The sequence below is a fragment of the Neisseria sp. genome, assembly GCF_041804105.1.
Lineage (GTDB): Bacteria > Pseudomonadota > Gammaproteobacteria > Burkholderiales > Neisseriaceae > Neisseria.
Window position 1 is genome coordinate 1 of sequence record NZ_JBHCJY010000077.1, and the last position, 10436, is coordinate 10436.

At 57.5% G+C, this 10436-nt stretch carries 9 protein-coding genes; 4 read left to right on the forward strand and 5 right to left on the reverse strand.

The window, feature by feature from the left end; genetic code table 11:
- Positions 1-133 precede the first annotated feature (133 nt).
- The gene (locus ACEYDX_RS07305; protein ID WP_373741363.1) at positions 134-1633 is read right to left on the reverse strand and encodes a YifB family Mg chelatase-like AAA ATPase; all 1500 of its coding nucleotides are present in this window, start codon (positions 1631-1633) and stop codon (positions 134-136) included.
- A 356-nt stretch (positions 1634-1989) separates the two neighbouring features.
- A complete protein-coding gene (gene apbC, locus ACEYDX_RS07310; RefSeq protein WP_373741364.1) occupies positions 1990-3069 on the reverse strand; it encodes an iron-sulfur cluster carrier protein ApbC in 1080 nt (359 codons plus the stop codon).
- A gap of 153 nt (positions 3070-3222) precedes the next feature.
- On the opposite strand from apbC, the gene ACEYDX_RS07315 reads away from it, so the two are divergent.
- From ACEYDX_RS07315 to ACEYDX_RS07330, 4 genes are all read left to right on the forward strand, one after another.
- Positions 3223-4185 (forward strand): L-lactate dehydrogenase, encoded by a 963-nt coding sequence (locus tag ACEYDX_RS07315; protein WP_373741365.1) that lies wholly within the window; start codon positions 3223-3225, stop codon positions 4183-4185.
- A 124-nt stretch (positions 4186-4309) separates the two neighbouring features.
- Positions 4310-5209, forward strand: coding sequence for an ABC transporter ATP-binding protein (locus ACEYDX_RS07320; protein ID WP_373741366.1), 900 nt, complete (start codon positions 4310-4312; stop codon positions 5207-5209).
- Positions 5206-5967 carry an ABC transporter permease gene (locus tag ACEYDX_RS07325; RefSeq protein ID WP_373741367.1) on the forward strand — a complete coding sequence of 254 codons (762 nt, stop codon included), beginning with the start codon at positions 5206-5208 and terminating at the stop codon, positions 5965-5967. The genes ACEYDX_RS07320 and ACEYDX_RS07325 overlap by 4 nt, the downstream gene beginning before the upstream one ends.
- 214 nt (positions 5968-6181) lie before the next feature.
- Positions 6182-6334: a hypothetical protein gene (locus tag ACEYDX_RS07330; RefSeq protein ID WP_373741368.1), complete on the forward strand. Its 153-nt coding sequence runs from the start codon at positions 6182-6184 to the stop codon at positions 6332-6334.
- A gap of 192 nt (positions 6335-6526) precedes the next feature.
- Here the strand turns inward: ACEYDX_RS07330 and asd are convergent, their stop codons facing one another.
- The 3 genes from asd to ACEYDX_RS07345 all read right to left on the reverse strand — a co-directional run bounded on the left by asd (position 6527) and on the right by ACEYDX_RS07345 (position 9960).
- Positions 6527-7639 carry an aspartate-semialdehyde dehydrogenase gene (gene asd / locus ACEYDX_RS07335; RefSeq protein ID WP_373741369.1) on the reverse strand — a complete coding sequence of 371 codons (1113 nt, stop codon included), beginning with the start codon at positions 7637-7639 and terminating at the stop codon, positions 6527-6529.
- A gap of 447 nt (positions 7640-8086) precedes the next feature.
- On the reverse strand, positions 8087-8914 hold the full coding sequence (locus ACEYDX_RS07340; protein ID WP_373741370.1) for an undecaprenyl-diphosphate phosphatase: 828 nt from the start codon (positions 8912-8914) through the stop codon (positions 8087-8089).
- A 365-nt stretch (positions 8915-9279) separates the two neighbouring features.
- Complete coding sequence (locus ACEYDX_RS07345; protein ID WP_373741371.1) at positions 9280-9960, reverse strand: DedA family protein; 681 nt, start codon at positions 9958-9960, stop codon at positions 9280-9282.
- Positions 9961-10436 lie beyond the last annotated feature (476 nt).

A 10436-nucleotide genomic window follows, 5' to 3' on the forward strand; every position in this document is an offset into this window, starting at 1 on the left:
GCTTCCACCTTATAGCCCCGATCTGAATCAGATAGAGAAAAAGTGGGCTTGGATTAAAGGTGTTAGGAATCGGCTGCGAATTACGGATGTGGATTGGCTGTTTCAGGTGTGTATCGATAAATAAGTTTATTTGCTATAAAGCCCTGCGGAAACTCACTGCTTTCAATACATGGTTGCGGTTGACCGTTTCATCGTCTGCCAAATCTGCCAAGGTGCGGGCGACGCGTAAAATGCGGTGGTAGCTGCGGGCGGAAAGGGAAAGTTTTTCCAGCATCTGTGCAAGGGCTTGTTTGGCGGTGTCTTCGATGAGGGCAATGCCGTCCAATTCGGTCGGGCTGAGTTTGGCATTGGTTTTGCCTTGCCGCACCTGTTGGATGGCTCTGGCTTGGATGACGCGCTGTAAGACAGCCGCGCTGCTTTCGCCTGCCTGTGCGCCGGTCAGATCGGCAGCAGGCAATACGGGTACTTCGATGGTTAAATCGATTCGGTCGAGCAGGGGACCGGAGATTTTGTCGCGGTAGCGTTTCACGGCTTCGGGCGTGCAGCGGCAGGGTTTGGTCGGGTGGCCGAGATAGCCGCAGGGGCAGGGGTTCATGGCGGCGACGAGTTGGAATTTGGCGGGGTAGGTTACTTGCCGTGCGGCGCGGGAAATGTGGATCTGCCCGCTTTCCAGCGGGTCGCGCAGCATTTCCAAAACTTTGCGGTCGAATTCGGGCAGTTCGTCCAAAAACAGAATGCCGTGTGTGGCCAGCGAGATTTCGCCGGGACGCGGGTCTGAGCCGCCGCCGACCAATGCGGTGGGGCTGGCGGAGTTGTGGATGTAGGAAAACGGGCGTTCCCGTTTGAAATCGTTCATGTATTTGGGAACGAGGGAGCGGATGGCCCAGACTTCCATCAGTTCGTCGTCGGTCAGCGGCGGCATGATGGAGGGCAGACGTTTTGCCAGCATGGATTTGCCCGTGCCGGGCGGCCCCATCATCAGCAGGCTGTGTCCGCCTGCGGCGGCGATTTCCAAGGCCAGTCGCGCGGTGTGCTGGCCTTTTACGTCTTTCAAATCGGGCAGGGCTTCGTTGTCGGATTCAGACGGCCTGTCGGTATGCGGCACGCTGCGCGGCAAAGACTGTATTTGGTTCAGATGTGCGGCGACTTCGCCCAAACTCTCCGCGCCGTACACTTCGATACCGCGCATTACCGCTGCTTGGGCGGCGTTGGGTGCGGGCAGGACGAACGCTCTCCCCGCCTGCTGTCCCTGCCAGGCCATCGCCAGTGCGCCTCTGACCGCACGCAGTTTTCCCGATAGGGCCAGTTCGCCTGCAAATTCGTATTTGTCCAAATCGTTGGGGTTGATTTGCGCGGAAGCGGCAAGAATGCCGACGGCGATGGGCAGATCGAAGCGTCCCGATTCTTTGGGCAGGTCGGCCGGTGCAAGATTGACGGTGATTTTTTTGGCAGGAAATTCAAAGCCGCTCTGAATGATGGCGGCACGCACGCGGTCGCGGCTTTCTTTCACTTCCGTGTCGGGCAGCCCGACGATGTTGAATTGCGGCAGACCGTTGGCAAGGTGGGTTTCCACTTCCACCAAGGGTGCGTCCATGCCGCTCAAAGCACGGCTGTTTACCACGGAAAATGTCATATCTGCTGTCTGTAAGAAAATGTTAAAAACAACGGATTGTAAGTGGTTTCAGGCCGTCTGAAAAGGTTGCGGGCCAATATTGAGAGCGGTTGGCGAAACGGGCCGGGTGTGCATTGCGGTACTGTGGTGCGGCTGCTTTGGGGATTTGTTGCGACGGCTTGGGGTGGTTGAGATCTACCATAATGAATGTATCGTATGGTGTTTGGTTTCCGCGGCACTGCTTTTTCAGACGGCCTCGGTTCACAGGCCGTCTGAACGGTTGGTGCAAACACGGTTATCGTCGGCAATGCAATCACGGGTCAAATGCAAAAAGGCCGTCTGAAAATATTTTCAGACGGCCTTTATCGTTGCAGTCCTTATTCCACCACGATTTTGGGGAAGCGGCTGCTGAAATCCCTGCCCTTGTCGGCAATGGTTTGCGCAATCTGCCACGCGGCATCGGTGTAGATTTCCGCTACGGCGGGGTGTTGTTCGAAGAGTGCGGCTACGGTACCGTTGTCCATCGCTTCGCGCACGCCCAATGCCAGCGGGAGCTGGCCGAGCAGGGGGACGGACAGTTTTTCCGCCAGATGCTTGCCGCCGTCGCTGCCGAACAGGGCTTCGGTGTGGCCGCAACGGGTGCAGACGTGTACCGACATGTTTTCCAATACGCCGAAAATCGGGATGTTGACTTTTTGGAACATGTCCACCGCTTTGCGCGCGTCAATCAATGCGATGTCTTGCGGTGTGGTAACCACCACCGAGCCGGTTACGGGGATTTTCTGCGACAGGGTGAGCTGGATGTCGCCGGTGCCGGGCGGCAGGTCGATGAAAAGGTAGTCCACGTCATCCCATTCGCTTTGGAACAGCAGCTGCTGCAACGCCTGGCTGAGCATGGGGCCGCGCCACACCACGGCTTGGTCGGTGTCGACCAGAAAACCGATGGACATGACTTGGATGCCGTCTGCGGTTTGCACGGGCACCAGTTTTTTATCCTGCTGGCCGGGTTTGCCGTCGGCCACGCCGAGCATGGTGGGCTGGCTGGGGCCGTACAGGTCGGCATCGAGCACGCCGACGCGCGCGCCCATCCGTGCCATGGCCGTGGCAAGGTTGGCGGTGGTGGTCGATTTGCCCACGCCGCCTTTGCCGGAGGCGACGGCGATGATGTTTTTCACGCCTTTGATGGTGGCGACGCCGGGTTGGACTTTGTGCGTCTGCACCACCGTATCGATGGCCAGATGAATCGGTGCGCCGCCCGTTACGGGGTCTAAGGCCGTCTGAATGCGTTCGGCGAGTTCATTGCCGATGTGCAGAACGGGAAAGCCGAACAGCAGGCGGACATGAAGGCCGTCTGAACGGTGTTCGACGGATTGAACGGCTTTTTCGCTGCCGATGGTGCGGCTGCTGCGGGGGATGGCGACTGCTTCGAGCGCGGCTTGTACGGCGGAGGTGTCCATGTTGCGGTGCCTTGTGTCTTGACGAAATGTGGGGCGGTTATTTTAGCAGAATGCGCCTGCGGCAGGCAGTCGGAAGGCCGTCTGAAAATTGTCCGCATCCCGCCGCCTGTTTTATAATTGCGAAAAATTTTTATTTGGCTCAGGAGGATTGATATGAAAAAAGTCGGTAACAAAGTGGTTGTCGTCGGCGTGGGCGCGGTGGGCATCAGCTATGCGTATTCCATGCTCAACCAAGGCCATTGCGACGAGTTGGTATTGATTGATTTGGACACAAAACGCGCCGAGGGCGAGGCGCGCGATTTGCGCCACGGGATGCCTTATGCCGCTAGTCCGGCCAAGATTTACGTGGGCGGTTACGAAGATTGCGCCGATGCCGACATCGTGTGCATCTGCGCGGGCGTACCGCAGCGGCCGGGCGAAACGCGGCTCGATTTGATCGACAACAACCTGCGCGTGTTCCACGGCATCGTTACCGCCGTGATGAAATCGGGTTTCGACGGGATTTTCCTGGTCGCCACCAATCCCGTGGACATTCTGTCATACGCCACATGGCGGTTTTCGGGTTTGCCCAAAGAAAGCGTTATCGGTTCGGGTACGGTGCTCGATACCGCCCGTTTCCGCGTTTGTCTGGGCAACGAATTCAACGTGGCGCCGTGGAGCGTGGATGCGGTGATGATCGGCGAGCACGGTGACAGTGTGATTGCTGTGTGGAGCACGGCCGCCGTTGCCGGCCTGCCGCTGAAGGACATCTTGGAACAGGCGCAGGACGGGCAGGAGCGCATGGACAAAATCTACAACAACGTACGCAATGCCGCCTATGAAATCATCGAAGCCAAAGGCGCAACCAGCCACGGCATCGGCATGGGCTTGAGCCGTATTTCCAACGCGGTGCTGCACAACCAGAGCATCGTGCTGACCGTATCCGCGCTGCTGCAGGGCGAGTTCGGTGAAGAGGGCGTGTATATCGGCGTGCCGGCGGTGATTAACCGCCAAGGCGCGGCGCGGATTATCGACAAGCCGTTGAGCGAAGACGAATACGCCCGCTTCCGCCAATCCGCCGAACTGCTGCGCGGTTATCAGCGGAAAGTAGAGGACTTTCTGGCCGCGCAGGGCTGAAAACGCGGCCGTTCCGCTGCGGCACCAATAAAGGCCGTCTGAAAACATTTTTTCAGACGGCCTTTATTGGTGCGAACGGCGTATAATCCCATTGTTCAAATCATAACAAACCACACACCGAAACATGCAGGCAATCGAAATAGACAGCGCGGTCAAAACCTATGCCAACGGGTTTTGCGCGTTGAAAAATGTCAGTTTTACCGTTGGCGCGGGTGAATTTTTCGCACTTTTGGGGCCGAACGGCGCGGGCAAAACCACGCTGATTTCGGCGATGGCCGGACTGGGCCGTCTGACTTCCGGCAGCATCCGCATCATGGGGCACGATACGGTGCGCGCCAGCCGCGCGGCGCGGATGAGTTTGGGCGTGGTGCCGCAGGAGCTGGTGTTCGACCCGTTTTTTACCGTGCGCGAAGCCTTGCGTTTCCAGTCGGGCTATTTCGGCATCCGCAAAAACGATGAATGGATTGACGAAATGCTGCACCACTTGGGCCTGACCGAGAAGGCCGACACCAACACGCGCAACCTGTCGGGCGGTATGAAGCGGCGCGTGATGGTGGCGCAGGCACTGGTGCACCGCCCGCCCGTGATTGTGCTCGACGAACCGACGGCGGGCGTGGATGTGGAACTGCGCCACAGCCTGTGGACGTTTATGCGCAAGCTCAATTCAGACGGCCATACCATCGTGCTGACCACGCATTACCTTGAAGAAGCGCAGGAAAACTGCGGCCGCGTCGCCATGCTCAAGCGCGGGGAGCTGGTTGCACTGGACAATACGGAAAACCTGCTCCGCAGCGAAAAAGGCGTGCGCGTGGAACTGCTGCTCGATGGCGCGCTCCCCGAAGCCCTGGGCGGCAAAGCGGCGTTTTCAGACGGCCTGCGTTATGTGTTGAAGCTCGAACATTACAGCGAGCTGGCCGACGTGCTGATTTTCCTGAAAACCGCCGGCATCGCCGTGCAGCAGATGAACGTGCTCGAAACCGATTTGGAACAGGTGTTCGTGAACCTGACGGGGGAGGCGGCATGAATTTCACCGGATTCGCCACGCTGTTTTACAAAGAAATCCTGCGTTTCAGCAAAGTATGGCTGCAAACCTTGGGCGCGCCCGTGCTGACCGCGCTGCTTTACCAGCTCATTTTTGCGCAGGCCATCGGCAAGCACGTCGAAGCCCTGCCGGGCGTGCCGTACAACGCCTTCCTGATTCCCGGTTTGGCGATGATGAGCATGACGCAGAATGCGTTTGCCAACTGCTCCTCCAGCCTGATTCAGTCGCGGCTGACCGGCAACCTCGTCTTCATCCTGCTGCCGCCGATTTCCAACGCCGCCTTTTTCTGGGCATACGTCGGCGCGGGCATCGTGCGCGGGTTGGCCGTCGGTGCGGGGATTCTGCTCTGCACCGCATGGTTCGGCCTGCCCGTGCCGCACAATATCGGCTTCGTGATTGCCGTCGCGCTCGCCGGCTGCCTGTTTATGGCCTCCCTCGGCCTGCTGGCGGGCATTTGGGCGGAGAAGTTCGACCAGCTCGCCGCGATTCAGAATTTCCTGATTATGCCGCTGACGTTTCTGTCGGGCGTGTTTTATTCCGTCAACAGCCTGCCGCCTTTCTGGCAGGCCGTGAGCCATGCCAACCCCGTGTTTTATCTGATAGACGGCTTCCGTTACGGCTTTTTCGGCGTTTCGGACACCAGCCCCGTTTTGTCGCTGTCGGTCGTTGCCGCTTTCGCTTTTGTGATGAGCACGCTGGCGTTCAGGGCGGTGCAGACGGGCTGGAAGCTGCGGCGTTAACGGTGAAGGCCGTCTGAAAAGTTTTCAGACGGCCTTATCGCTTGAGGCGTATTGCGGATTAGGGCAGGGCGGCTGTTCGTATGAAGCCTGATTTCCGCATGGTTTGTGGGGGTAAATTCGGGTTAAGACACGGGCGCGGGAAATGTTTTCCGTTACCATGGTCTCGGGTGCGGCATCCGCCGTGCCGTTTCCCTCTCATAAAAAAGGAGCAAATATGAAATTCAAAACCCTGCTGTTGACTGCTGCCGCTGCATTCGCACTGGCTGCCTGCGCTTCATCGCAAAGCGGCCACGAAGGCCATGACCACGGCCATTCCCACCACGGCCACAGCCATAGCCACGGTGAGCCGCACAATCACGCGCACTAAGCGTAATCAGGTAACGGGCCGTCTGAAAAAGTTTTCAGACGGCCTGAGTTTTATGGCGAATGAACGGTTATGAGCGATGCCGTGCAAATCAACGGTTTGTGCCAACACAGCCTTAAGACAAAAACAACCCGAGCATCACTCGGGCTGTTTTTTTGTGTACCGGATGCTTCGGTATCCGACGGGTTCAAACGGTTACAGACTGCCCAAAATAATCCGCAGCACGCGGCGCAGCGGCTCGGCAGCGCCCCAGAGCAGTTGGTCGCCGACGGTAAACGCGCTGATGTATTCGCCGCCCATGCCCAGTTTGCGGATGCGGCCGACGGGGGTGGTCAGCGTGCCGGTAACGGCGGCGGGGGTCAGCCCGTGTATGCTGGCTTCTTTGGTGTTCGGCACCACTTTCGCCCATTCGTTTGCCGAAGCGATGATTTTTTCGATTTCGGCAACCGGCAAATCCTGTTTCAGTTTCAGGGTAACGGCCTGGCTGTGGCAGCGCATCGCGCCCACGCGCACGCACAGGCCGTCAATCACGATGGGGTTTGACGTGCCGAGGATTTTGTTGGTTTCCACGCCGCCTTTCCATTCTTCTTTGGACTGGCCGTTGCCCAAGTCGGCGTCAATCCACGGAATCAGGCTGCCTGCGAGCGGTACGCCGAAGTTTTCTTTCGGATAGTCGTCGGAACGCAGGAAGTCGGACACTTTGCGGTCGATGTCGAGAATCGCGCTGGCGGGATCGGCCAGTTCGGCGGCCACACGGCTGTGCACAGCGCCCATGCCGCCGATGAGCTCGCGCATGTTTTTCGCGCCCGCACCGGATGCGGCCTGATAGGTCATGCTGGTCGCCCATTCGACAAGGCCGTTTTGGAACAGGCCGCCGAGCGCCATCAGCATCAGCGATACGGTGCAGTTGCCGCCGATGTAGTTTTTCACGCCGTTTTTCAGGCCGTTGTCGATGACGTTGCGGTTGACGGGGTCGAGCACGATGATGGCATCGTCGGCCATGCGCAGGGTGGAAGCCGCGTCAATCCAATAGCCCGTCCAGCCTACGTCGCGCAACGGTTGGAACACGGATTTGGTGTAGTCGCCGCCCTGACAGGTAACGATGATGTCCATCTTGGCCAGTTCGCCGAGATTGTTGGCATCCAGCAGCGTTTTGGCCGCCTGCCCGAAATCGGGCGCCGCACCGCCTGCATTGGAAGTGGTAAAGAATACCGCTTCGGGGATATGGGCGAAGTCGTTTTCTTCGCGCATACGCTGCATCAAAACCGAACCGACCATACCGCGCCAGCCTACGAAACCTACTTTCATGTCTGCTCCTGCAAATCCGTGGAAATTGTGAAAAACGGTTATTCTAAACCCATGGGCGGAAAAAGAAAGGGTTTTGTGGGAATCGTTTGGGCAGACCGTGTCCGGATATTGTGTCGGCGCTTTGGTTTTTCGCCCTTTTCGCGCAGACGGGAATCCGGTTTGGATATGTGCAAGCACTTGTTTAACAAAAGATACCGGATTTCAAATGCGGATTACCGCCAAAGCGGGAAGGTGGCGGCGGATTGGAAAAATCCGTCTTGCCGGTTGCGCCAACACCGATACCCAAACACCGCTTTGGGATAAAATGCCGTGATTTTTTTCCGGTTCGGAATGTGGCGGTTCGGTATGGAGGCCGGTTGGCTGCCGGAATACGGATAAGGCCGTCTGAAAAACGTTTCAGACGGCCTTGGCTTCATGGGGAATACTGTTTTTACGGCGGCGCGGCGTTTACAGCGAAGTCCAGTCCACCCAGCCCATCAACCAGGTCAGCAGGATGATGCCGCCGAATATGATGCGGTAGTAGGCGAAGGGGACGTAGTTTTTGCTGGAAACGAATTTCAGCAGCGCTTTCACGGCGAGCAGGCCGGCGGCGAAAGCGGAGACAAAGCCGACGGCAATCAGGCCGATGTCCTGCGCGCTGAAGAGTTTGTAGTATTTCAGAATCGAATAGAACGTGGCGGCAATCATCACCGGCACGGCGAGAAAGAAGGAAAATTCGGTGGCGACTTTTCGTTCCAAACCCCACAGCATGCCGCCCATGATGGTGCTGCCGGAACGCGATGTGCCGGGAACCAGCGCGAAAATCTGGGCGATGCCGACCACCAGCGCATCGCGCGGGCGCATGTCGTCGACGGTTTTGACTTTCGGTTCGCGCCCGTTTTGGCGTTTTTCGACCCACAGGATGAAGAATCCGCCCAACACCAGCATCGCGGCCACGGTAACGGGGTTAAACAGGTAGGCTTTGATGGGGTCGTTGAACAGGAAGCCGATGGCGGCGGCGGGGATAAAGGCAATCATCAGGTTGAAGACAAAACGGTTGACGTTTTTATCGCGACCGATGCCGCCGACAACACGGGCGAAACGCTGGCGGTATTCGAAAATCACCGCCAAGACCGCGCCGAGCTGGATGGAGATTTCAAACACTTTGCCGTTGCTGTGGAAATTGAGCAGGTCGCCGAACACAATCAGGTGGCCGGTGCTGGAAATCGGCAGAAATTCGGTCAAACCTTCGATGATGCCCAAAATCAGGGCCTTGCCAAGCTGTAAAATATCCATTGAATCCTTTCAGACGGCCTGCCTGCGGTAGGGTGCGGGCGGCGCGGTTTTTATTAACGGGTCATTCGGAACGGGGATTATACGGGAGTGTTACCCTTGCAGCCATAGCGGATGTCGGCGGAATGTGCCGCTTTTGCCGCGGGAAGAGGGCGGTTCCGGCATGGTTGCGTATTGCCCGTTTCATGTTCAGATTATTTTCAGACGGCCTGTGCAGCCGGTGTTGCGCTTCAGGCCGTCTGAATTTCCGTTTTGTCGGTCAACACAACTTACCGGCCAAAACAGCGGCGCATCAAAAACAGGAAAACGTAAAAGGCCGTCTGAATATTCCGTTTCAGACGGCCTCAAACCTACAACCCGACAAAACGCTATTCCGGACGTTCCGCCTGACGCGCCGTTTTGGCGGCTTTGCGCTTCTGGCGCAGTTCGGAAAGTTTCGCGCGGAAGAAGCTCGAACGGCGGCGTTTGCGCAGCCACACATACAGCAGCACGGCGGCGGCGATGCCGATAATCACGAACAGGCCGTTTTGGAACTGGTGTACTTTGTTCCACAACCATTCGCGGTTGCGCGCGCCGTATTCGCCCAGATACACCCACACGGGTACGGAAATCAGCGCGGCCAGCCCGTCCATCGCGATAAAGCGCAGGTAGGAAACGCGGCGGCTGATGCCGGCGGTGATGAAAATCGCGGTGCGTACGCCGGGCAGGAAGCGGGCGGCAAACAGCACCCAATTGCCGTATTTCTCGAATTTTTCCTGCACCTGCACATAACGCTTGGGTGTCATGATGCGCGCGATGAAGCGCACTTTCAGGATGCGGTCGCCGTAGATGCGGCCTGCGGCAAACATCATGCCGTCGCCCGCCAGCACGCCGAGCATACCGACCGCCACCATGATGTGTACATTGGTATAGCCCAAGCCGGAAATCACACCGCCCGTAACCAGCGTAACGTCTTCGGGAATCGGTACGCCGAAGCCGCATGCCAGCAGCACCACGAAAACGGCGGCATAACCGTATTGGAGAAAAAAGGCTTCCAGCATTGCAAACATCGTGGCGGATTTCCTGAAGTGGGTTCGACGGCGCCGCCTTGCAGACGGCATGGGAATGTGTGAAGCGTATTCTATCAAAATTCATGCGCTTCCGAAGCATTGCGGCGGGAAATTTTTTCGGTGCGGACGGAACGGAAAACGGAATCAGGCCGTCTGAAAAAGTTTTCAGACGGCCTGCGTGTGGTTCAGACAATCTGTCGATTGGCGTGCTTGCGAAAATTAACCACGGATTCCCGCTTGCGCGGGAATGACGGCAGGGACAGACAACTGGCGTGTGCTTCAATACAGGTCAATCTGATTCGCCACAGGGCGAGGCAGGCATGATTTTATCCAACCTTTATAGCAAATAAACATATTATTCGATACAATTCCACCATGGCCTATTCACAAGACTTCAAACAACTCGTGCTCAAAAAACTCCGTCAAGGATGGACGATTCGTAGAGCCGCAAAAGAATTCGGCATCGCCATCTCCAC

What these genes read in the sequence shown, in the direction of transcription:
- ACEYDX_RS07305 (WP_373741363.1), bottom strand. Translation starts at nt 1,633, where the DNA reads ATGACATTTTCCGTGGTAAACAGCCGTGCTTTGAGCGGCATGGACGCA.
- apbC (WP_373741364.1), bottom strand. Translation starts at nt 3,069, where the DNA reads ATGGACACCTCCGCCGTACAAGCCGCGCTCGAAGCAGTCGCCATCCCC.
- ACEYDX_RS07315 (WP_373741365.1), top strand. Translation starts at nt 3,223, where the DNA reads ATGAAAAAAGTCGGTAACAAAGTGGTTGTCGTCGGCGTGGGCGCGGTG.
- ACEYDX_RS07320 (WP_373741366.1), top strand. Translation starts at nt 4,310, where the DNA reads ATGCAGGCAATCGAAATAGACAGCGCGGTCAAAACCTATGCCAACGGG.
- ACEYDX_RS07325 (WP_373741367.1), top strand. Translation starts at nt 5,206, where the DNA reads ATGAATTTCACCGGATTCGCCACGCTGTTTTACAAAGAAATCCTGCGT.
- ACEYDX_RS07330 (WP_373741368.1), top strand. Translation starts at nt 6,182, where the DNA reads ATGAAATTCAAAACCCTGCTGTTGACTGCTGCCGCTGCATTCGCACTG.
- asd (WP_373741369.1), bottom strand. Translation starts at nt 7,639, where the DNA reads ATGAAAGTAGGTTTCGTAGGCTGGCGCGGTATGGTCGGTTCGGTTTTG.
- ACEYDX_RS07340 (WP_373741370.1), bottom strand. Translation starts at nt 8,914, where the DNA reads ATGGATATTTTACAGCTTGGCAAGGCCCTGATTTTGGGCATCATCGAA.
- ACEYDX_RS07345 (WP_373741371.1), bottom strand. Translation starts at nt 9,960, where the DNA reads ATGTTTGCAATGCTGGAAGCCTTTTTTCTCCAATACGGTTATGCCGCC.